General features: G+C 64.1%; 18 protein-coding genes. 6 read left to right on the plus strand and 12 right to left on the minus strand.

The features are described from left to right. Window positions 1–50: 50 nt before the first annotated feature. The 3 genes from gabD (at window position 51) to ACIPZB_RS01750 (ending at window position 4330) form a co-directional block, all read left to right on the plus strand. Window positions 51–1493 carry an NADP-dependent succinate-semialdehyde dehydrogenase gene (gabD, locus tag ACIPZB_RS01740; RefSeq protein ID WP_400638752.1) on the plus strand — a complete coding sequence of 481 codons (1443 nt, stop codon included), beginning with the start codon at window positions 51–53 and terminating at the stop codon, window positions 1491–1493. Window positions 1494–1671: 178 nt separating this feature from the next. Continuing rightward, window positions 1672–2949 (plus strand): 4-aminobutyrate--2-oxoglutarate transaminase, encoded by a 1278-nt coding sequence (gabT, locus tag ACIPZB_RS01745; protein WP_400638753.1) that lies wholly within the window; start codon window positions 1672–1674, stop codon window positions 2947–2949. Between the two features lie 136 nt (window positions 2950–3085). Continuing rightward, a complete protein-coding gene (locus tag ACIPZB_RS01750; RefSeq protein WP_400638754.1) occupies window positions 3086–4330 on the plus strand; it encodes an HDOD domain-containing protein in 1245 nt (414 codons plus the stop codon). A gap of 112 nt (window positions 4331–4442) precedes the next feature. Here ACIPZB_RS01750 and ACIPZB_RS01755 read toward each other — a convergent pair whose 3' ends face one another. Then, on the minus strand, window positions 4443–5429 hold the full coding sequence (locus ACIPZB_RS01755; protein WP_400638946.1) for a GGDEF domain-containing protein: 987 nt from the start codon (window positions 5427–5429) through the stop codon (window positions 4443–4445). A 141-nt stretch (window positions 5430–5570) separates the two neighbouring features. Further along, window positions 5571–6755: a delta-9 fatty acid desaturase DesA gene (desA, locus tag ACIPZB_RS01760; RefSeq protein WP_400638755.1), complete on the minus strand. Its 1185-nt coding sequence runs from the start codon at window positions 6753–6755 to the stop codon at window positions 5571–5573. A gap of 147 nt (window positions 6756–6902) precedes the next feature. Between desA and dibA the strand changes: the two genes are divergently transcribed. Continuing rightward, the gene (gene dibA / locus ACIPZB_RS01765; RefSeq protein ID WP_400638756.1) at window positions 6903–8798 is read left to right on the plus strand and encodes a phosphodiesterase DibA; all 1896 of its coding nucleotides are present in this window, start codon (window positions 6903–6905) and stop codon (window positions 8796–8798) included. Between the two features lie 111 nt (window positions 8799–8909). Here dibA and ACIPZB_RS01770 read toward each other — a convergent pair whose 3' ends face one another. The 9 genes from ACIPZB_RS01770 to tcyJ form a co-directional block, all read right to left on the minus strand. Further along, entirely contained in the window at window positions 8910–9554 is a 645-nt protein-coding gene (locus ACIPZB_RS01770) for a methionine ABC transporter permease (protein WP_008096606.1), read from the minus strand. Continuing rightward, a complete protein-coding gene (locus ACIPZB_RS01775) occupies window positions 9544–10653 on the minus strand; it encodes a methionine ABC transporter ATP-binding protein (RefSeq protein WP_400638757.1) in 1110 nt (369 codons plus the stop codon). Before ACIPZB_RS01775 ends, ACIPZB_RS01770 begins: the two co-directional genes overlap by 11 nt. 1 nt (window position 10654) lies before the next feature. Then, the gene (locus tag ACIPZB_RS01780) at window positions 10655–11455 is read right to left on the minus strand and encodes a MetQ/NlpA family ABC transporter substrate-binding protein (protein WP_400638758.1); all 801 of its coding nucleotides are present in this window, start codon (window positions 11453–11455) and stop codon (window positions 10655–10657) included. Further along, window positions 11448–12833, minus strand: a complete 1386-nt coding sequence (locus ACIPZB_RS01785; protein WP_400638759.1) for an LLM class flavin-dependent oxidoreductase — start codon at window positions 12831–12833, stop codon at window positions 11448–11450. Before ACIPZB_RS01785 ends, ACIPZB_RS01780 begins: the two co-directional genes overlap by 8 nt. After that, entirely contained in the window at window positions 12833–14014 is a 1182-nt protein-coding gene (locus ACIPZB_RS01790) for an SfnB family sulfur acquisition oxidoreductase (protein WP_400638760.1), read from the minus strand. The genes ACIPZB_RS01785 and ACIPZB_RS01790 overlap by 1 nt, the downstream gene beginning before the upstream one ends. 131 nt (window positions 14015–14145) lie before the next feature. Continuing rightward, window positions 14146–15387: an SfnB family sulfur acquisition oxidoreductase gene (locus tag ACIPZB_RS01795; RefSeq protein ID WP_400638761.1), complete on the minus strand. Its 1242-nt coding sequence runs from the start codon at window positions 15385–15387 to the stop codon at window positions 14146–14148. 259 nt (window positions 15388–15646) lie between these two features. Next, on the minus strand, window positions 15647–16405 hold the full coding sequence (tcyN, locus tag ACIPZB_RS01800) for an L-cystine ABC transporter ATP-binding protein TcyN (protein WP_400638762.1): 759 nt from the start codon (window positions 16403–16405) through the stop codon (window positions 15647–15649). A 2-nt stretch (window positions 16406–16407) separates the two neighbouring features. After that, window positions 16408–17076, minus strand: coding sequence for a cystine ABC transporter permease (gene tcyL, locus ACIPZB_RS01805; protein WP_400638763.1), 669 nt, complete (start codon window positions 17074–17076; stop codon window positions 16408–16410). Further along, complete coding sequence (tcyJ, locus tag ACIPZB_RS01810; RefSeq protein ID WP_400638764.1) at window positions 17073–17867, minus strand: cystine ABC transporter substrate-binding protein; 795 nt, start codon at window positions 17865–17867, stop codon at window positions 17073–17075. Before tcyJ ends, tcyL begins: the two co-directional genes overlap by 4 nt. Before the next feature lie 270 nt (window positions 17868–18137). Between tcyJ and epsC the strand changes: the two genes are divergently transcribed. After that, window positions 18138–19070, plus strand: coding sequence for a serine O-acetyltransferase EpsC (gene epsC, locus ACIPZB_RS01815; protein WP_008094852.1), 933 nt, complete (start codon window positions 18138–18140; stop codon window positions 19068–19070). Window positions 19071–19379: 309 nt separating this feature from the next. Next, window positions 19380–21341, plus strand: coding sequence for a choline transporter BetT (betT, locus tag ACIPZB_RS01820; protein ID WP_400638947.1), 1962 nt, complete (start codon window positions 19380–19382; stop codon window positions 21339–21341). Between the two features lie 107 nt (window positions 21342–21448). Here betT and tauD read toward each other — a convergent pair whose 3' ends face one another. Continuing rightward, window positions 21449–22282 carry a taurine dioxygenase gene (gene tauD, locus ACIPZB_RS01825; RefSeq protein ID WP_400638765.1) on the minus strand — a complete coding sequence of 278 codons (834 nt, stop codon included), beginning with the start codon at window positions 22280–22282 and terminating at the stop codon, window positions 21449–21451. Between the last annotated feature and the right edge of the window lie 21 nt (window positions 22283–22303).

The raw sequence follows: 22303 nt of genomic DNA on the forward strand, positions 1-22303 counted from the left end.
ATGCCCTGTTATGGGCGCTTTTCAATAATTCAACAATTCGGGAAGCCGACATGCAGCTCAAAGACGCTCAGTTGTTCCGCCAGCAAGCCTTCATCAACGGTGAGTGGCTGGATGCGGACAGCGGCCAGACCATCAAGGTGACCAACCCGGCCACCGGTGAAGTCATCGGTACCGTGCCGAAGATGGGCACCGCGGAAACCCGCCGCGCCATCGAAGCCGCCGACAAGGCCCTGCCGGCCTGGCGTGCACTGACCGCCAAGGAGCGTTCGGCCAAGCTGCGTCGCTGGTTCGAACTGATGATCGAAAACCAGGACGACCTGGCTCGCCTGATGACCACCGAGCAAGGCAAGCCGCTGGCCGAAGCCAAGGGTGAAATCGTCTACGCCGCCTCGTTCATCGAGTGGTTCGCCGAAGAAGGCAAGCGCATCTACGGTGACACCATCCCTGGCCACCAGGCAGACAAGCGCCTGATCGTCATCAAGCAGCCGATCGGCGTTACCGCGGCTATCACCCCGTGGAACTTCCCGGCCGCGATGATCACCCGTAAAGCCGGCCCGGCCCTGGCCGCCGGTTGCACCATGGTGCTCAAGCCTGCTTCGCAAACCCCTTACTCCGCCCTGGCCCTGGTCGAGCTGGCTACCCGTGCCGGCATCCCGGCTGGCGTGCTGAGCGTGGTGACCGGCAGCGCTGGCGAAGTCGGCGGCGAGCTGACCGGCAACTCCCTGGTACGCAAACTGTCCTTCACCGGCTCGACCGAAATCGGTCGCCAGCTGATGGAAGAATGCGCCAAGGACATCAAGAAAGTGTCCCTGGAGCTGGGTGGCAACGCCCCGTTCATCGTGTTCGACGACGCCGACCTGGACAAGGCGGTCGAGGGCGCGATCATCTCCAAGTACCGCAACAACGGTCAGACCTGCGTCTGCGCCAACCGCATCTACGTGCAGGACGGTGTCTACGACGTCTTCGCCGAGAAGCTGGCCGCTGCAGTGCGCAAGCTGAAGATCGGTAACGGCCTGGAAGAAGGCACCACCACTGGCCCGCTGATCGACGGCAAGGCTGTCGCCAAGGTCCAGGAGCACATCGAGGACGCCGTTTCGAAGGGCGCCAAGGTACTGGCCGGTGGCAAGATCATCGAAGGCAACTTCTTCGAGCCGACCATCCTGGTCGACGTGCCGAAGTCTGCCGCTGTCGCCAAGGAAGAGACCTTCGGCCCACTGGCGCCGCTGTTCCGCTTCAAGGACGAGGCCGAAGTCATCGCCATGTCCAACGACACCGAGTTCGGCCTGGCCTCGTACTTCTACGCCCGTGACATGAGCCGTGTGTTCCGTGTCGCCGAGGCCCTGGAATACGGCATGGTCGGCATCAACACCGGCCTGATTTCCAACGAAGTCGCGCCGTTCGGCGGCATCAAGGCCTCGGGCCTGGGCCGTGAAGGTTCCAAGTACGGTATCGAGGACTACCTCGAGATCAAGTACCTGTGCATCAGCATCTGATGCGCTAAAGGTTTTACCTCTGCCAGCGGGGCGCGAGAGCGACGTCTCGCTGGCCTTTTTGACATAGCAGTACCTGGTGGCCAGGGCACCTTTGACAGTCGATCAACGAATACTGATCAAGGGCACTCCCAGCCACCCCCGAGTAAAGGCGCCGCTGACCGGCGCAAATGAGGGCATTATGAGCAAGACCAACGAATCCTTGATGCAACGTCGTGTAGCCGCCGTCCCACGTGGCGTTGGCCAGATCCACCCGATCTTCGTCGATACCGCGAAGAACTCGACCGTGATCGACGTTGAAGGCCGCGAACTGATCGACTTCGCCGGTGGCATCGCAGTACTGAACACCGGCCACCTGCACCCGAAAGTGGTTGCGGCCGTGCAAGAGCAGCTGACCAAAGTTAGCCACACCTGCTTCCAGGTTCTGGCCTACGAGCCCTACGTAGAGCTGTGCGAGAAGATCAACAAGCTGGTCCCAGGCGACTTCGACAAGAAGACCCTGCTGGTCACCACCGGCTCCGAAGCCGTTGAAAACGCCATCAAGATCGCCCGTGCTGCCACCGGCCGTGCTGGCGTGATCGCCTTCACCGGCGCTTACCACGGCCGTACCATGATGACCCTGGGCCTGACCGGCAAGGTCGTTCCGTACTCCGCTGGCATGGGCCTGATGCCAGGCGGCATCTTCCGCGCACTGTTCCCGAACGAACTGCACGGTGTCAGCGTTGACGACGCCATCGCTTCGATCGAGCGCATCTTCAAGAACGACGCCGAGCCTAAGGACATCGCCGCGATCATCCTCGAGCCCGTTCAGGGCGAGGGTGGCTTCATCCCTGCTCCGAAAGAGCTGATGAAGCGTCTGCGCGCCCTGTGCGACCAGCACGGCATTCTGCTGATCGCCGACGAAGTACAGACCGGCGCTGGCCGTACTGGCACCTTCTTCGCCATGGAGCAGATGGGCGTCGCGCCTGACCTGACCACCTTCGCCAAGTCCATCGCTGGCGGCTTCCCGCTGGCCGGTGTGTGCGGCAAGGCCGAGTACATGGACGCCATCGCCCCAGGCGGCCTGGGCGGTACCTATGCCGGTTCGCCGATCGCTTGCGCTGCGGCTCTGGCCGTGATCGAAGTGTTCGAAGAAGAAAAACTGCTCGACCGCAGCAAGGCTGTTGGCGAGCGTCTGGTTGCCGGCCTGAAGCAGATCCAAGCCAAAAACCCAATCATCGGCGACGTTCGCGCCATGGGCTCGATGATCGCTGTGGAAGTCTTCGAGAAAGGCACCCACACCCCGAACGCTGCTGCCGTCGCCCAAGTGGTTGCCAAGGCTCGTGACAAGGGTCTGATCCTGCTGTCCTGCGGCACCTACGGCAACGTCCTGCGTATCCTGGTTCCGCTGACCGCCGAAGACGCACTGCTGGACAAAGGCCTGGCCATCATCGAAGAGTGCTTCGCTGAACTCGCTTGATGTGACGCGCTTCATAAAAAAACCCGCCTAGGCGGGTTTTTTTTGTGCCCAACAAAGGCCCTTGACGCTATGGTTGTGGCAGGACTTGCCTTGGAAGCTGCGACGGATTGCGTGTCAGGGATATTAGGAGTTGGCCATGAGCGCTGCAGACCCCACACCACCTAGCGTACTGATTGCCGAAGGCGATCCGTGGGTACGCGACATGCTTCGCGAAATGCTCCTCAGCGTGCGCTGCGATGCCCGGCTACAAGTATGTGCCGACGGCTCACAGGCGCTGACGGCCCTGGCCAGCAAACCCGACCTGATCATTGCCGCCCGTGAACTGGCAGGTGTCGATGGCCTCGACCTGCTGCGCAAGGTGCGCGCCAAGGGACCGGGCCTGCCGTTCATTCTCATGAGCAGCCGCAGCGACAGTGCCAGCGTGCGTGAAGCGCTGCCGTTGCATCCCACGGCTTACTTGAGCAAGCCGTTGAACATGGAAAACCTGCGCAAGCGCCTGGAGGAGCTGCTGCTGGCCGTAGGCGAACAGATCGCCTGCCCGGTGCCGCCCTTGAAGCCGGATGCCAGCTTGCCGGCCTTCCTCGAACAGCGTCGGGCCAGTGCCGACGGAGGCCCGTTGTTCGCCGATGTGCAGCTGGCGATCAAGCGCGCGCTCAACCCTCAGGGCCTGAACCTGAAGGTGCTGGAGGAGGAAGTGCGCAGCGACCCGCAGATCACTGCAGTGTTGATCGCGGCCGCCAACAGCGCCGCCCTGCACCGCGATGCGCCGGTGCAAACCTTGCTGCAGGCGCTGAACAAGCTGGGCAGCACCCAGAGCATGAACCTGATCCTGGGCCTGACCCTCAAGCGCAGCGCGCGCCTGAGTGACCCCTTGCTGGCGCAGCACGCCGCGCACTTCTGGAACCTGTCGCTGCATACCGCCGAGTACGCCCGTTCCCTGGCGCGCATGCTCGAACTGGATCAGGAGCGGTGCTATTGCGCGGGCCTTCTGCATTGCCTGGGTGACCTGGCGGTGTTGCGCTGCCTGCAGGAATGGCGCCTTGCCGGGGGTGAGCTGGACGAGGCGCGGGTGGAGTCGGCGTTGGATGAGTTCGGCGCAGCGTTCGGCTCGGCCTTGCGTACCCGCTGGCGCTTGCCGCTGAGCCTGCGTGAACTGATCGCGGCGATCTACCAGCTGGGCGGTGGGGTGTATTCGCGCGAGATCCTGGCCATGAACCTGGCTGGGCAATTGGCGCGGCTGCCGGCGGACCAAGGGCTGGAGAGGTTGGCCGACAACAAGACGGCGCGGTTGCTCAAGGTTGGGTTGCCGGAGCTTGGCCGGTTGCGCAAGGTACAGAATCCGCAAGAGCCGCCGAGCTCTGAAGAACAGGTTTCGACTTGAGAACCTGGGGCCGCTTTGCGGCCCTTTCGCGACACAAGGCCGCTCCTACAGACGTACGCGATATCCTGTAGGAGCGGCCTTGTGTCGCGAAAGGGGCGCAACGCGCCCCCAGCTACCCCCGCACTATCTGATTCTTGCCCTGCCGCTTGGCCTGGTACATCGCCGCATCGGCCCGCCCAAACAAGCTGTCCAGCGATTCGTCCTCACCGGTCAGCTCGGTCACCCCCTGGCTCACCGTCACCCCGTATTGCTGCCCGCCATGGCAGAAGCTCAACCGCTGAATCTCCCGCTGCAGCCGCTCGGCAATCTGCGCGGCAACCTGTGCAGTGCAACCGGGGAATACGGCGGCAAATTCTTCACCACCAATGCGCCCGAACAAATCGCCACGACGGAGCACGGCCTTGCCGGTGTCAGCGATGCGCTGCAGCACCTGGTCACCCTCCTGGTGGCCGTAGCTGTCGTTGATCTGCTTGAAGTCATCGATGTCCAGCAGCAGGAACGCCAGCGGCGTGCCACCCGCGCGGGCGCTGTCGAAGGCCTGGCGGGCGCAGTCGAAGAAGTGCCGGCGGTTGCTGCTCTGGGTAAGCACATCGGTGGTGGCCAGGCGCTGCAGTTCGCCTTCGAGCTGCTTCTTCTCGGTGATGTCTTCGGCGATGCCGACGATGATCACCCGGTCACCTTCGCGCTGCTGGTTGATGTAGCACTTGTCGCTCAGCCAGCGCACCTGGCCGCTGGCGTTGAGAATGCGGTACTCGCGGTCTTCCACCGCGCCCTTGAGCAGGACCTGGGCGAGGCTGCGCTCGGCATATTCCAGGTCGTCGGGGTAGATGCTGTCGCGCCACTCGTTGTAGTCGGCCAGCACCAGGTTGGCCGGGCGACCGAAGATGCGCTCGTAGGCGGGGCTGACATAGAGCACCTTGCGGGTTTCCCAATCGAACGCCCAGAGTACGGCGTTGACGCTATCCAGCAGCGCGCTGTAGAGCTGCTCGCGTTCGCTGAGTCGGGCCACTTCGCCCTGGGCGTGGAGCAGGGCAAGCAGGGTCTGGGCGGCTACGGGTGGTGAATTGCCGGGCAGGGATGAATTGATGTTCTTGGCCATGTGCACGGAGCGGTTCTCGACGGGAAAGCGTGCGGCCACGAACCGGCCCGCCACGCGGGCGATGTGCCGGATTCGAGTGTGTTGGAGGGGCTGAAGTTCCGAAGCGGCACGCCCTGGAACGGGGCGTGCCGATCAACGGCTTCAGGCGCCGGTGGGGCGCAGGGAGTAGGTCTTGAGTTGCCCGGCGAAGTCGCGAAGGGCATGGATGCCGCTGGCCTCGGCCTCCTGTACCCAGTCTTTCATCGCCGCCAGCATGTCGTGGCCGTTGGCGCTGGTGCGGGCCCAGATCTGTTGCAGTGCCAGGCGTTTCTCGTAGATGGTCTTGAGCGCCTGGCTGTGGGCGAGCATGGACTCGATGCGCACATGGTGGCGGTCTTGCAGCAGGCTGGTTTCCCGCGACAGCAGGCGCTTGGCGCGGCGGAAACGGTGACGCATCGAGGCGTCGACCTTGTCCAGCTCCTGCTTGACCAGCGGGCCGATCACCAGCTTGCGGTACTGGGCCATGATCTGGAAGCGGTTGTTGAGGATGGCCATGGCGGTGTCCATGTCCAGGCTGGCCTTGCCCTCGACGCGATGGGCGATGGGGGCCACGCGCTGCACCTTGGCCAGGCGCAGCGTGCACAGGATGCGTATCCACGCCCAGCCCATGTCGAACTCCCAGCGCTTGACCGACAGCTTGGCGGAGTTGGGGTAGGTGTGGTGATTGTTGTGCAGCTCCTCGCCGCCAATGATGATGCCCCAGGGCACCAGGTTGGTGGCGGCGTCGCGGCATTCGAAGTTGCGGTAGCCGACCGCGTGCCCCAGGCCGTTGACCACGCCGGCGGCCCAGAACGGAATCCACATCATCTGGATGGCCCACACAGTGATGCCGAGGGTGCCGAACAGCAGCAGGTCGATGACCGCCATCAGGACAATGCCGCCGAGCTTGTAGCGCGAATAGAGGTTGCGCTCGATCCAGTCTTCCGGGCAGTTCTTGCCGTAGATGCGCAGCGTCTCAGGGTTTCGTGCTTCTTCGCGGTAGAGCTCGGCCCCCTTGCGCAGCACCGTGCTCAAGCCTTTGTGCACCGGGCTGTGCGGGTCATCGGGGGTTTCGCACTTGGCGTGGTGCTTGCGGTGCACGGCAGTCCACTCGCGGGTGTTCTGCGCCGTGGTCAGCCACAGCCAGAAGCGGAAGAAGTGCTTGAGCGCGCCGTTGAGCTCCAGCGCACGGTGGGCGGAGTAGCGGTGCAGGTAGATGGTGACGCTGACGATGGTCACATGGGTCATCAGCAGGGTGACGCCGACCAGTTGCCAGACCGACAAGTCGAGTAGACCGTTGTACCACATAGGTAAGGAAACCCTCGAAAATGCAGGGGAAGGGTCTGATTATCCCTTGGTCGGGAAATAAAACCAGTCACCCTTTCAGATAGGACGTCACGGTATGTTTCTGCCTTTATAATGCCCCATTCTTTTTCATGGGCTTTTCCCCCCGACATGTCTGTTTCCGTTCGCGACGCCTTGCGCATGGCCGCGCTTTACGTGGTGCTCTCGTTCCTGTGGCTGGTGCTGGCCGAGCTGGCGCTGCGCAGCCTGACCGATGACCCCCTGGCGCTGACCGTGGGCCGGCAGATCAATGTGGTGGTCTGGGTACTGGTCAGTGCCTTGCTGATCTTCTTTTCCCGTGCTCGCCTGCTCAATTTCATCGGTGTCGGCGCGCGCCTGCGTCGCGATGATCGCGAGCGCCTGCGCATGGCCGCAGCGGTATTCGACAGCACCCTGGAAGGCGTGCTGGTCACCGACCGCCAAGGCGTGATCGTGCACGTCAACCGCGCCTTCATGCGCATCACGGGCTATCAGCAGGACGAAGTGCTCGGTCAGCGCCCGAGCAAGTTCAAGTCGGGCCGCCACGGGGTGGCGTTCTACCAGCAGATCTACACCACCCTGGCCGAGAAGGGCGAGTGGAGCGGGGAAATCTGGAACCGGCGCAAGAGCGGCGAGATCTACCCGCAGTGGCAGACCATCTGTGCCATTCGCGACGACAGCGGCGAGCTGACCCATTATGTGGCCGTGTTCAGCGACATCAGCGCGATCAAGCACTCCGAGCAGGAGCTGGCCTTCCTCGCCCACCACGACCCGCTCACCGGCCTGCCCAACCGCCTGCTGTTCAACGACCGCGTCGAGCAGGCACTGGCCGCAGCCGAGGCCAACAAGCGTGGCTGCGCCTTGCTGCTGCTCGACCTGGACCATTTCCAGAGCATCAACGACGGCCTGGGCCACACCATCGGCGACCAGTTGCTCAAGCTGGTAGGCGACCGCCTGCACGACCTGCTGGGCAACGGCGTGACCCTGGCGCGCCTGGGCGGTGACGAGTTTGCCATGCTGGCCGAGAACTGCCAGGAGGTCGGCCAGGCCGGCAAGCTGGCGCAGAGCATCATCGAGCGTCTGCGCGAACCGTTCGAGTTCGAAGGTCATCGGCTGTTCATCAGTGCCAGTGTCGGGATCAGCCTGTTCCCCAGTGATGCGCTGGGCGCCGAGCAGCTGCTGCGCAACGCCGACTCGGCATTGTTCAAGGCCAAGGCCAATGGCCGCGCCTGCTACGCGCTGTACACCGAAGAACTGACTGCCCACGCCCAGCACCGCGTGGAAACTGCAGGCGAGCTGCGCCGTGCCTTGGAGCAGGATGAACTGCGGGTGTTCTACCAGCCGGTGTTCGACCTGTTCAGCACGCGCATGGTCGGGGTCGAGGCGCTGGTGCGCTGGCAGCACCCGCAGCGGGGCCTGGTGCCGCCGGGTGAATTCATTCCTATCGCCGAGCGGACTGGCTTGATCGCCGACATCGATGCCTGGGTGCTGCGCCGGGCGTGCCGGCAGATGGTCCAGTGGCAGGAGGAGGGGCGCGATCTGGCGTTCGTCGCCGTCAACCTGTCCAGCCGCCTGTTTGGCCAGCGCGACTTGTACCGGCAGGTGGCCGAGGTGCTGCACGAAACCGGTCTGGACCCTGCATTGCTGGAGCTGGAAGTGACCGAAAGCGCGGTGATGGAAGATCCGGAGGTGGCGCTGGAGCAATTGCACCGCTTGCGCGAGTTGGGCCTGAGCCTGGCGATCGATGACTTTGGCACCGGCTATTCGTCGCTGCTGCGGCTCAAGCGCTTGCCGGTGCAGAAGCTGAAGATCGACCAGGGCTTCGTTGCCGGTCTGCCGCTGGATGACGACGACATCGCGATCGTGCGGGTGATCATTGCATTGGCGCGGAGCATGGGCATGCAGGTGCATGCCGAGGGCATCGAGCAGGCGGAGCAGGCCAGGTTCCTGCTGGAGCAGCAGTGCCAGCTGGGGCAGGGGTATTGGTTTGGGCGACCGGTGCCGGCTGAGGATCTGCGTTGGGGTTGAGGGCCAGTCGCCGGCAAGCCGGCTCCCACAGGTACAGCGCAGTGCTTGAGGGCTGTGGAGAACATGTGGGAGCCGGCTTGCCGGCGATTGGCCCGCGAACCGGGCCCAGCCTTAGCGCTTGTTCAACCCCTTGGCCAACCGATCCCCACCCAACTGAATCAGCGCCACCAACGCCACCAGCATGGCAATCACGGTCAACATGATCTGACTGTCGAAACGCTGATACCCATACCGATAGGCAATGTCCCCCAGCCCACCCGCGCCAATCGCCCCAGCCATGGCCGACGAGTTGATCAACGTCACCAAGGTAATGGTGAACCCGCCAACGATCCCCGGCAGCGCCTCCGGCAACAGCACATGCCAGACGATGTGCCAACGCCGGCAGCCCATGGCCTGCGCCGCTTCCACCAGGCCATGGTCGACCTCGCGCAGGCTCACCTCGGCAATTCGCGCGAAGAACGGTGTGGCGGCGATGGTCAGCGGCACCACCGCGGCCCACACGCCATAAGTGGTGCCAACCACCAGGCGGGTGAAGGGGATCAGCGCGACCATCAGGATCAGGAACGGGATCGAGCGGAACAGGTTGACGAAGGCGCCCAGCACCCGGTTCAGCAGCGGCGCCTCGAAGATGCCACCCTTGTCGCTGGTCACCAGCAGCACTGCCATCGGCACTCCGACCAGCAGGGCGATCAGCGACGACACGCCGACCATCAGCAGGGTGTCGAGCAAGCCTTCAAGCAAGCGATCAAACCACATGGCCCAGTACCTCCACGTCTTCGGCCCAGCGGCGGGCGCGTTCCAGCAATTGATGAGTGTCGTGCGGTGAGCCCTGCACCGACAGAATCAGTTGCCCGAGGGCATGTTCGCCGATGGTCTGCACCCCGCCCTGCAGCAGGCGCACGCGCCCGCCCAGGTCGCTGAAAAGATCGGACAGCGCCGGCTCGCCAAGCACCGTGAGCTTGAGTACCACCGCGCTGTCACGGCCCGCCGGGCTGGCCCTCAGGTTTGCCTGCAGCGCCTTGGGCAGCTTGGCCTGCAAGGGTGCCAGCAGGGTGCGGGTTATCTCATGGCGGGGCGAGCCGAATACCCGCCATACCTCGCCCTGCTCGACGACCTCACCGCGTTCCAGCACCACCACCCGGTGGCAGATATCGCGGATCACGGCCATTTCGTGGGTGATCAGCACAACCGTCAGGTTCAGCCGCTGGTTGATCTCGCGCAGCAGTTCGAGGATGGACGCGGTGGTTTCCGGGTCCAGCGCCGAGGTGGCCTCGTCACACAGCAGGATCTCAGGATCGTGTACCAGGGCGCGGGCGATCCCCACGCGTTGCTTCTGGCCACCTGACAGCTGGGCCGGGTAGACGTGGTGCTTTTCCTGCAGGCCGACCAGTTCCAGCAACTCGCGCACCTTGCGCTGGCGTTCTGCCTTGGCCACGCCGGCCACTTTCAACGGCAGCTCGACGTTCTGCCACACGGTCTTGGCCGACATCAGGTTGAAGTGCTGGAAGATCATGCCGATGCGCCGGCGCAGCGCCACCAGGCGGTCCTCGTCGAACGGCGCGATGTCCACCTGGTCGATCAGCACGCGGCCCTGGCTGGGCTGCTCCAGGCGATTGATGGTACGCAGCAGTGATGACTTGCCCGCACCACTGCGGCCGATGATGCCGAAGATCTCGCCTCGGCGGATATTCAGCTCGATGCCTCGCAATGCCGGCTGCTCCTGGCCCGGGTAGGTCTTGCCCAGGCCAATGAAGCGCACATGGGCTTCATTGACCTCCGGGCGCAAGGCCTGCTCCCGAGCCGGTGGCGGCGCGGTTCGAGCGGTGGGCGCCTTGAGGGCGCTGGCCTGGCTCATGTCAGCCTTCCCAGCCGGCTTGGTAGAGGCTGCCATGGGCTTTGTTCAGCGCAGCGCGCACGGCGGGCGAGTGCTGGTAGATGTCGACGAACCTGGCCAGGCGCGGGTCGTCCTTGCTCTGTGGGCGGATCACGAACTGAATCACGTACTCCTTGTTCTCCAGGCCATCGAACAGCAGGGCCGAGGTGGCGTCGAAGCTGTTGGCCAGGCGGATGTAGGCGGGATAGCCCTGCACCAGGTCGGCATCGTCATAGGCGCGCACCAGTTGCACGGCCTCCACCTGCAGGATCTTAAGCTTCTTCGGGTTGGCGACGATGTCGTCTTCGCTGGCCTTGTAGCCAACGCCCGGCTTGAGCGTGATCAGCCCGGCCTTGGCCAGCAGTTGCAGGCCGCGGCCACTGTTGATCGGGTCGTTGGCGATGGCCACGCTGGCGCCTTCAGGCAGCTCGGCGAAGCTTTTGTACTTTTTCGAGTAGAGGCCGACGTTGTTGATGATGCCCGGGGCGTAGGGCACCAGCTTGAAGCCTGCTGCGACCTTGGCGTTTTCCAGGAAAGGGATGTGCTGGAAGTAGTTCACATCGATGTCGCCGCTGTTGAGGCTGACATTCGGCGCGATCCAGTCGCTGAACTCGATAAGCTTCACTTCCAGCCCTTGTTTGTGGGCTTCTTCGACTGCGGCTTCCAGCGGGATGGCGAAGGCGGCGGTGGTGCCGATCTTCAGCGGCTCGGCGGCGGCTGCAGCGTTGGCCAGGCCCAGGGTAAGGGCGATGGCCGCGACGGGCCGGAACAGTTTCTCAAGCATGCTGTGCAACTCCAGTCGGGGCAGGGGTGTGGCGATAGGTCGAGCCGATATGGTCGGCAGGCAGGTGTGGGTGGTCGCTGTCGAACAGCTTTTCGCGCAGGGTGCCTTCGGCGTAGGCGGTCTTGTAGCGGCCTCGCTGTTGCAGTTGCGGGACCACCAGGTCGATGAAGTCTTCGAAGCTTTCCGGCGTGACGGTGCGGGTCAGGTTGAAGCCGTCCAGGCCGGTCTCGTCGATCCAGGCGATCAACTGCTCGGCGACCTGCTCCGGTGCGCCGACCAAGGTCACGTAGCGCCCGCCCAAGGCGTGCTGCTCCAGCAGGCGACGGCGGGTCCAGGCGTTCTCCTGCAACTGGCGGGTGGCCGACTGGATGGCGTTGCCTTTGCTGGCGCCAATCGGTTCATCCAGATCAAAGGCGGCAAAGTCGATGCCGGTGGACGCGGCAAAATGCGCCACGCCCGCTTCCGGGCTGGCATGGCGCAGGTACTCGGCGTACTTCGCCTGGGCCTCGTGCTCGGTGGGCGCGACGATCACCGTGATGCCCATGAACACCTTGACCGCCTGCGGGTCGCGGCCGGCAGCCTGGGCGGCCGCGCGCACCTTGCCGACCTGGGCACGGGTGGCGACCTTGTCCTGGCCACTGATGAACACGCACTCGGCATGGTTGCCGGCGAAGGCCAGCCCGCGCGGCGAGCTGCCGGCCTGGAACAGCACCGGCGTGCGCTGCGGTGAGGGCTCGCACAGGTGGTAGCCCTCGACCTTGTAGAACTCGCCGTGGTGATGGACCTTGCGCACTTTTTCCGGCTCGGCATACACCCGCCGCTCGCGGTCCTCGACCACTGCATCGTCGGCCCAGCTGCCTTCGAGCAGCTGGTACAGCACCTGCAGGTATTCGTCGGCCTGGTCGTAGCGGCGGTCGTGTTCCGGTTGCTGCTCCAGGCCCATGGCGCGGGCGGCGCTGTCCAGGTAGCCGGTGACGATGTTCCAGCCGACCCGGCCGTTGCTCAGGTGGTCGAGTGTGGACAGGCGCCGGGCAAACAGGTACGGCGCCTCGTAGGTGAGGTTGGCGGTGAGGCCGAAGCCCAGGTGGCGGGTGACCGCGGCCATGGCCGAGACCAGCAGCAGCGGGTCGTTGACCGGTAGCTGGATCGACTCTTTCAGGGTCACGTCCAGTGACTGGCCGTAGACGTCGTAGGTGCCGACGATGTCGGCGATGAACAGCCCGTCGAACAGCCCGCGCTCAAGCAGGCGCGCCAGGTCGGTCCAGTAGCTCAGCGACTTGTACTGGGTCGAGGTGTCCCGAGGGTGGGTCCACAGGCCGTGGTTGATGTGGCCGATGCAGTTCATGTTGAAGGCATTGAGCAGGATCTGCTTGGCCATCAGAGGGTCCCCCGGCGTGGTGGGTTTTCGTCGTTGAGGTAGTAGTTGCCGATAGCGTGGTACTTCCAGCGCACCGGGTCGTGCAGGGTGTGCACGCGGGCATTGCGCCAGTGGCGGTCGAGGTTGTGCTCGGCCAGGGTGGCCTGGCTGCCGGCCAGCTCGAACAGTGTGGTGCCGGCGGCGAGGGAAATTTCGGTGCTGATCGCCCGAGCCTCGGCCACGGCGATGGAGGCGGCAGCGACCGTGTCGGCGTTGCTGTCGGCCTGGGCGTGGTCGAGGTATTCGCCGGCGCGTTCGAGCAGGGCTTCGGCGGCGTGCAGGCGGATGGCCAGGTGGCCGAAACTTTTCAGGGTCAGCGGGTCGTCGCTGGCCTTGTCGAGGCCGGAGTCGACCCATGGCCGGCTGCGCGTGCGCACGAAGTGCAGGGCGTCTTCAAAGGCGGCGCGGGCGATACCGGTGTCGATGGCGGCGTGAAGGATCTGCGCCAGTGGGCCGACCGGTGTCGGGCGCTCGAAGGCCGACTGGAACGGCACCACGTCTTCGATGCGGACGAACACGTTGTCGAACACTACCGAGCCGCTGCCGGTGGTGCGCTGGCCGAAGCCGCTCCAGTCATCGATCACTTGCAGGCCCTGGCTGTCGGCCGGCACGAAGGCCAGTTGCTGCACGCCTTGCTCGTCGATCACCGAGGTCGGGATGCGCTGGGCATAGAGCGCGCCGGTGGCGTAGAACTTGCGGCCGTTGATGCGGTAGCCGTCACCGTCGCGGGTCAGGCGGGTGGTGCGGTCGTGGGCGGTTTTCGTGCCCAGCTCGGCCAGGGCGTTGCCCAAGCGTTGGCCGGCCAGTACTTCGGCGTAGAGGCGTTGCTGCTGCGCGGGGGTGCCGTTTACCCGCAGGACTTCCAGGGCGTAGAAATGGTTTTGCGGGATCTGCCCGAGCGAGGCGTCGGCCTGGGCGATGCGGGCGATGACCTTGGCCAGGGTGACGTTGGAGACCCCGGCGCCGCCGAAGGCCTTGGGCACGCTGATGGCCCACAGGCCGCTGCGGGTGAACAGGTCGAGTTCGGCGTGGGGCAGGCGGCGTTCACGGTCGCGCAGGGCGCTGTCGCGGCGCAGTTGCTGGGCGATTTCTTCGGCGATGGCCAGGGCTTGGGTGTCGCGGGTGATGATTGCTGTTGTCATGGTGTTCTCCAGGCCTGGGGCCGCTGTGCGGCCCTTTCGCGACACAAGGCCGCTCCTACAGGGGGCGTGGGTCTTTGTAGGAGCGGCCTTGTGTCGCGAAAGGGCTGCAAAGCAGCCCCAAGGGCCAAAAATCAGATCCAGGAATGCCGCGCCGGCAAGGTCCCGTTCAGGTAATAGGCACCCACCGCGTGGTACTTCCAGCGCACCGGGTCATGCAGCGTGTGCACCCGCGCGTTGCGCCAGTGGCGGTCGAGGTTGAATTCGGCAAGGGTGGCGCGGCTGCCGGCCAGTTCGAACAGCTTCTCGCTGGCCTGCAGGGAGATCTCGGTGGTCAGCACCTTGGCCTCGGCCACGGCAATCGATGCCCGTGCCGCCGCTGCAGCATCGATCGGTGTGGCGTTGACTTCGTCCAGTACCCGCGCCGCCTTGCGCAGCAGGGCCTGGGCCGCATGCAGTTCGAGTTTCAGGCGGCCGATGTCGGCAATCACATAGGGGTCGTCGCTGGCCCGCTCGACCTTGGCCTCGATCCATGGCCGCGATTTTTCGCGCACGAAATGAATGGCGTCGTCGATCGCCGCCTCGGCGATGCCGGCGTCGATGGCGGCCTGGATCAGCTGCGAGCCGGCGCCCTGGATATTGGGCAGGTCACGCTGGCGCCAGTTGTCGATCACCAGGTCGGCGTCGACCGGCACCTGGTCGAGCAGCACGGTGCCACTGGCCGTTGTGCGTTGGCCAAAGCCCGACCAGTCATCGACGATACGCAGCCCCGGCGAGCCCCGGCGGACGAAGGCCAGGCGCTGGCGGCCGTCATCGTCCAGTGCCTTCACGGCGACCCAGTGGGCGAACAGCGCGCCGGTGGAATAGAACTTTTCACCGCTGATGCGATAGCCGTCACCTGTACGGGTGATGCGCGCCTTCAGGGTCAGGGTGTCCTTGGTGCCGCGCTCCGGCCCGGCATTGCCGATACGCCAGCCGTCGAGCACGCTGCGGAAGATCAGCGCCTGTTGCGCCTCGGTGGCGGTCACGCGCAGCAGTTGCAGCATGCCGAACTGGTTCTGCGGGATCTGCCCCAGGGCCGGATCGGCGGCGCTGATGATGCGGAATACTTCGGCGATGGTTTCGAACGAGACGTCGGGACCACCATGGGCCTTGGGCACGCTGATGCTGCCCAGGCCGCTGCGGGTGAATTGCTCGATCTCGGCCCAGGGCAGCTTGCGCTGCTGGTCGCGGCGGGCGGCTTGCTCGCGGGCGGCTTCGGCCAGTTCACGGGCGGCTTGCAGGGCTTCGGCGTCGTTGCGCAGTACCTTGGCCGGCAGCAGCAGGGGCGAGCTGTCGAGATCGCTGTGGAATTGGGGTTTTGACAGGGTGGACATCAGTACCGAACCTCACAAAGTGGATGCGTCGCTTCAGCTGATGGGCGACAAGCGTTTGCTGGTCCGGTGGTCCGGTTTATATACCCTAAAGGCTTATTAAAAGTTTATGAACTAACCTTTTGGAATATATATAGAAGAGGGGTTTGTGGTGAATGCACTGGCCCTATCGCCGGCAAGCCGGCTCCCACAGGTACACCACAACCTTTAGGCATTGTGGGGCACCTGTGGGAGCCGGCTTGCCGGCGATAGGGCCAGTAGATTATTCCGAAGCCGCAGTCCCGAGGAACTTGCGCAAGAACTGCCGGGTTCGCTCTTCCTTGGGGCTGGCGAACAGCGCCTTGGCCTCGCCTTGCTCGACGATCACCCCCTTGTCGAAGAAGATCACCCGGTTCGCCACATCACGAGCAAAGCTCATCTCGTGGGTGACGATGATCATGGTGCGCTTTTCTTCAGCCAGCCCCCGGATGGTCGCCAGTACTTCACCGACCAGTTCGGGGTCGAGCGCCGAGGTGGGTTCGTCGAACAGGATCACCTCCGGCTCCATGGCCAAAGCACGGGCGATGGCCACGCGCTGTTGCTGGCCGCCCGAAAGACGTCGGGGGTAGGCGTCTTCCTTGCCCGCCAGGCCGACCTTGGCCATCAGGCGCCGGCCCAGCTCGATGGCCTGCTCGCGAGGGGTCTTCTTGACGATCACCGGTCCTTCGATGACGTTCTCCAGCGCCGTGCGATGGGGAAACAGGTTGAAGTTCTGAAACACGAACCCGGCCTGCTGGCGCAAACGGCGGATCGCACTTTGCTGCCCACCCAGCGGGCGGTTGGCATCGATGCTGATGTCGCCGATGCGGATGCGCCCGGCGTCCGGGGTTTCCAGCAGGTTCAGGCAGCGCAGGAAGGTGGTCTTGCCCGAGCCGCTGGGGCCGATGATGGCCACCACTTCGCCGGGCTGCACGGTCAGGTCGATGCCGTTGAGCACGGTCTGGCCCTTGAACTGCTTGGACAGGCCTTCTACGACGATCATCTTCAGTGCTCCTGGTCGTGCTGGTTGACCCGCGCTTCCATGCGGTTCTGGAAGTGCGCGAGGATGCTGCAGAGGATCCAGTAGATCACCGCAACCGCCAGGTACATGGTGAACACTTCGAAGGTGCGCGCCGTAATCAGCTGCGCCTGGCGGAACAGCTCCGGCACCTGGATGGTTGCCGCCAGGGCGGTGTCCTTGACCAGCGAGATGAAGCTGTTGCCCAAAGGCGGCAGCGCGGTGCGCAGGGCCTGCGGCAGGATGGTGCGGCGCATGGCCTGGGTGCGGGTCATGCCGATGCTGGCACAGGCTTCCCACTGACCACGGTCGATGGAAGAGATCGCCGCACGGAGAATTTCGCAGATGTAGGCGGCCATGTTCAGCGACAGGCCGATCAGCGAGGCCGGGATCGGATCGAGCTCGATGCCGATCTGCGGCATGCCGAAGTAGATCACGAACAGCTGCACCAGCAGCGGCGTGCCCCGGAAGAACGAGACATAGATGCGTGCCAGCCAGTTAAGCGGCAGGATCTTCGACAACCGCATCAGCGCCAGGGCAAAGCCCAGCACCAGGCCGAAGAACATGCCGCCGACACTCAGCAGCACCGTGTAACCCGCGCCCTTCAAGAGGAAGGGCGTGGAGTCGGCAACCAGTTGCAGGCTTTCAGCGATCATTGGGTGACATCGGCACCGAAGTATTTCTCGGACAGCTTGGCCAGCGTGCCATCAGCCTTGAGCTTGTCGATGGCCTTGTTGATGGCCGCCAGCAGTTCAGGCTCGCCTTTGCGCAGGGCCACGCCGCTTTCCAGGCGCGAGAAGGCATCGCCGGCAAGTTCCGTGTCCTTGGCTTTCTGCGCGTACTCCAGCGCGGCCAGGCGGTCGATCAGGATGGCGTCGATGCGGCCGTTGCGCAGGTCGGCGAACTTGCTCGGGTCATCCTCGTAGGTGCGCACTTCTGCTTTCGGTACGTCCTGCTTGACCCACTGTTCGTAGTTGGTGCCCAGGCCCACGCCGACTTTCTTGCCGGCCAGGTCTTGTGCTGTCTTGATCTTCAGCTCGTCGGCCTTTTTCTTCAGGACCAGCGCCTGGATACCGGAGACGGTGTAGGGCTCGGAGAAGTCGTACTTCTTCTTGCGCTCCTCGGAGATGGTCACCTGGTTGACCACCACGTCCAGGCGCTTGGATTCCAGGGCGGCGAGAATGCCGTCCCACTTGGTCGGCTGGATCTTGGCCTTGACCCCCAGCTCCTTGGCCAGCAGCTCCGACAGCTCGACCTCGAAGCCGGCCAGCTTGCCGTTTTCATCCTGGAAGCTGAAGGGCGGGTAGGTGCCTTCGAGGCCGACGTTGATCACGCCTTTTTCCTGGATGGTCTTCAATTGCTCGCCGGCGAATGCCTGGCTGAGCAGGCCGGCGCCCAGAAGGATGGCCAGGCTGGCGTTGAGAAGCGGTTTGGCGAATTTCGACATGTCAGGCCCCGCGCTTGTTGTGGAAGTAGTGGGTGGCGACTATAGAGTTGGCTTCATAGGCCAGGAAATAATAAAAACTTATTTTCTTATGCGTTTTTGAAAACGTTCAGGATTCGGCTGTTTTGAGGGTAGGCGAGGATGCCCGGTTCGTCATCGCCGCTTATGCCTGACTTAGCGCAGGATGGAATAAAGCGTTGTTTTTTCCAAGGGACGGATTTGCCGTAGAGTGGATTGCAAAACCACAGATTGCCCCACTGGCAGGAGAACCCCGTGAGCGAACAACCATCATCCGCGCATTGGCAGTTGCACAGCATCGTCAGCGGCCTGCGCGGTGCCCGTGAGCAGTGGCGCAGCCGCAATGGCCGCAGCATTGGCGAGCAGGGCGGGCGCGAGTTGCCCTCGCGCGAGGCGATGCGGCAGATCCTCGAGCAACTGTGCGGGGCGCTGTTCCCGATGCGCCTGGGCCCGGTGGACCTGCGCGAGGAGAGCGAAGATTTCTACGTGGGCCATACCCTGGATGCGGCGCTGACCGCCTTGCTGGCCCAGGCGCGCCTTGAGCTGCGTTACGCCGCACGCCAAAGCAAGGGCGACTCGGTTGCAGTCGATGGCCAGGCCCTGCGCCTGATCCAGGATTTCGCCGCGGCGCTACCGGGCCTGCGGGTGCTGCTCGATACCGACGTGCTGGCGGCTTACCACGGCGACCCGGCGGCGCGCAGCGTCGATGAAGTTCTGCTGTGCTACCCGGGGATTCTGGCGATCATCCATCACCGCCTGGCCCACCACCTGTACCAGGCCGGTTTGCCGTTGCTGGCGCGGATCAGTTCGGAGCTGGCGCACTCGGCCACGGGCATCGACATTCACCCCGGCGCGCAGATCGGCCAGAGTTTCTTCATCGACCATGGCACCGGTGTGGTGATCGGCGAGACCGCGATCATCGGCGAGCGGGTGCGTATCTACCAGGCGGTCACGCTGGGTGCCAAGCGCTTCCCTAGCGATGAGTCGGGGACGCTGCACAAGGGCCTGCCGCGCCACCCGATCGTCGAGGACGATGTGGTGATCTATGCCGGGGCGACCATCTTGGGGCGTATCACCATCGGCAAGGGCTCGACCATTGGCGGTAACGTTTGGCTGACCCGCAGTGTGCCGGCTGAAAGCAACATTACCCAGGCGAATTTGCAGCTGGATTGCCAGGACAAGAACTGAGTTCTTTACTGGCTGTACTGGCCCTATCGCCGGCAAGCCGGCTCCTACAGGTTCGGTGGTGTCTCTGTGGGAGCCGGCTTGCCGGCGATAGGGCCGGTACAGGCATGCACCGATCAGCCCCCCGGTTCGCATTGAAATCCAATCCATGTTTAACTTGAACGCTTGTTCAACGAAAAACGCTGGTCCGCTGCCGGTGTTCAACAGGAGGATTCCTTTGCTGAACCCGTTCAACCCGAACCTCACGTCAATCGACGAGGTGCACGCAAAATGAGTGCACCGAACCCCTCTCTTGCCACCGGCAAGATGCGCATGAACCCCCCGGTTTTCTACTTCGCGGCAAGTTTCATCCTTCTCTTCGGCCTGGTGGTCATCGCCTTCCCGCAAGCCGCCGGCGAATGGCTGATGGCTGCGCAGAACTGGGCGGCCAACACGGTCGGCTGGTACTACATGCTGGCCATGACGCTGTACCTGGTCTTCGTGGTGGTCACCGCCTTGTCTGGCTACGGCAAGATCAAGCTCGGTGCCGACCACGACGAACCCGAGTTCAGCTACCTGTCGTGGGCCGGGATGCTGTTCGCCGCCGGCATCAGCATCACCCTGTTCTTCTTCTGCGTCTCCGAACCGCTGACACACATGCTGCAGCCGCCGCAAGGCGAGGCCGGTACCGCGGAAGCCGGGCGCCAGGCGATGCAGATCCTGTTCCTGCACTGGGGCCTGCATGGCTGGGGCGTGTTCGCCTTCGTCGGCATGGCGCTGGCCTATTTCGCCTACCGTCACAACCTGCCGCTGGCCTTGCGCTCGGCGCTGTACCCGCTGATCGGCAAGCGCATCAACGGGCCGATCGGCTACGCGGTGGATGGCTTCGGCATCATCGCCACGGTGTTCGGCCTGGGGGCCGACATGGGCTTCGGCGTGCTGCACCTCAATGCCGGCCTCGACTACCTGTTCGGCATCAGCCACAGCCAGTGGGTGCAGGTGATGCTCATCGCCTTGATGATGGGCGCGGCAGTGGCCGTGGCGGTCGCCGGGGTGGAGAAGGGCGTGCGGGTGATGAGCGACATCAACCTGTTCCTGGCCTGCGCGCTGCTGCTGTTCGTGCTGTTCGCAGGGCCCACCCAGCACTTGTTCAACACCTTGATCCAGAACCTCGGCGATTACCTGGGGGCCTTGCCGCGCAAGAGCTTCGACGTGTACGCCTACGGCGAGAACCGCGACTGGCTGGGTGGCTGGACGGTGTTCTACTGGGCCTGGTGGATTGCCTGGGCGCCGTTCGTGGGGCTGTTCATCGCGCGTATTTCCCGTGGCCGCACCATCCGTGAGTTCGTCTTCGGCGTGCTGCTGATTCCGCTGGGCTTCACCCTGGCGTGGATGTCGATCTTCGGCAACAGCGCGCTCGACCAGGTGATCAACCACGGCATGACAGCCCTTGGGCAGTCGGCCTTGGACAACCCGTCGATGAGCCTGTACCTGCTGCTGGAAACCTACCCGTGGAGCAAGACAGTCATCGCGGTGACGGTGTTCATCAGCTTCGTGTTCTTCGTCACCTCGGCCGACTCCGGCACGGTGGTGCTGTCGACCTTGTCGGCCAAGGGCGGTGACGCCGACGAAGACGGCCCGAACTGGCTGCGTATCTTCTGGGGCGTGATGACCGCGCTGATCACCAGCGGCCTGCTGTTCGCCGGCAGCATCGATTCGCTGAAATCGGCGGTGGTGCTGACGTCGCTGCCGTTCTCGCTAATCCTGCTGTGCATGATGTGGGGGCTGCACAAGGCCTTCTACCTGGAGAGCCAGCGGCAGATCGCGCAGATGCACTCGCTGGCGCCGTTTGCCCAGTCCCGTCGCGGCCGTGGTGGTTGGCGGCAGCGCTTGAGCCAGGCCGTGCACTTCCCGTCACGGGATGAGGTGTACCGCTTCATGGACGACGTGGTGCGTCCGGCGATTGCCGACGTGCGCGAAGTGTTCGAGCAGAAGGGGTTGGTGCTGGTGACCCAGGATGACCCGAGCCATGACAACGTCAGCCTGAAGGTCGGCCATGGCGAGGAGCAGCCGTTCATCTACCAGGTGCAGATGCGTGGCTACTTCACGCCATCGTTCGCGCTGGGTGGGTTGGGGACTCAGGAGTTGAAGAACCGTCGCTATTACCGGGCGGAGGTGCACTTGAGCGAAGGCAGCCAGAATTATGATCTGGTGGGCTACAGCAAGGAGCAGATCATCAACGACATCCTCGACCAGTACGAGCGGCACATGCAGTACCTGCATCTGGTCAGGTAGGCCCAATCGCCGGCAAGCCGGCTCCCACAGGATTTGCAGCGCTGCACTGTCCTCTGTGGGAGCCGGCTTGCCGGCGATTGGAGGCCAAAGGCCTCCCCCAAGGCCCTTCAGAACGGCGCATCCCCAAGGATGGTCGCCCGATGCATCACCCGCCGATTCGGCCGGTAGTCATCCACCGCAAAATGCTGCGTCACGCGGTTATCCCAGAACGCCACGTCATTCTCCTGCCAACGCCAGCGAATGCTGAACTCCGGCCGCGTCGCATGGGCGAACAGCAGCTTCAGCAGCGCCTCGCTCTCCAGCTCGCTCAACTCGTTGATCCGCGTGGTGAACCCTTCGTTGACGAACAGCGCCTTGCGCCCGCTCACCGGGTGGGTGCGCACCACCGGGTGCGACAGCGGTGGGTTCTTGCGCCGGGTTTCTTCCCAGCGCGCCAGGTCCTCTGGCGTGGTGCCGAAACGCTCCAGCGGGAACGACTTGGTGAAGTCATGGGTGGCGCTCAGCCCATCGAGCATCTCGCGCAGCGGCGCCGACAGCGCCTCGAACGCGGCGATGCCGCTGGCCCACAAGGTGTCGCCACCGTAGGCCGGCAGCTGCTTGGCACTGAGCACCGCACCCAGTGCAGGGGTGGGCAGGAAGGTCACGTCGGTGTGCCACACGGCGTTGTCGCGCACGTCGGTGACGGCGGTGTCGAGCACCAGCACCTGCGGGGTTTCCGGCACGTTGGGGTAGATCGGGTGAATGTGCAAATCACCGAAGCGGGCAGCGAAGCGCGCTTGCTGATCCGGGTTGATCGGTTGGTCACGGAAGAACAGCACCTGGTGCTGGAGCAGCGCCTGCTCGATGGCGTCGCGTTGCTCGGCGCTGATCTCGCGGCTGATGTCCACGCCGCTGATCTGGGCGCCAAGCGCCGGGCTGAGTGGGGTAATGGTCAGGCTCATCGCTTATCTCGTGCTAGGCGC

It is taken from the genome of Pseudomonas sp. NPDC089396 (assembly GCF_044749545.1).
Taxonomy (GTDB): Bacteria; Pseudomonadota; Gammaproteobacteria; order Pseudomonadales; family Pseudomonadaceae; genus Aquipseudomonas.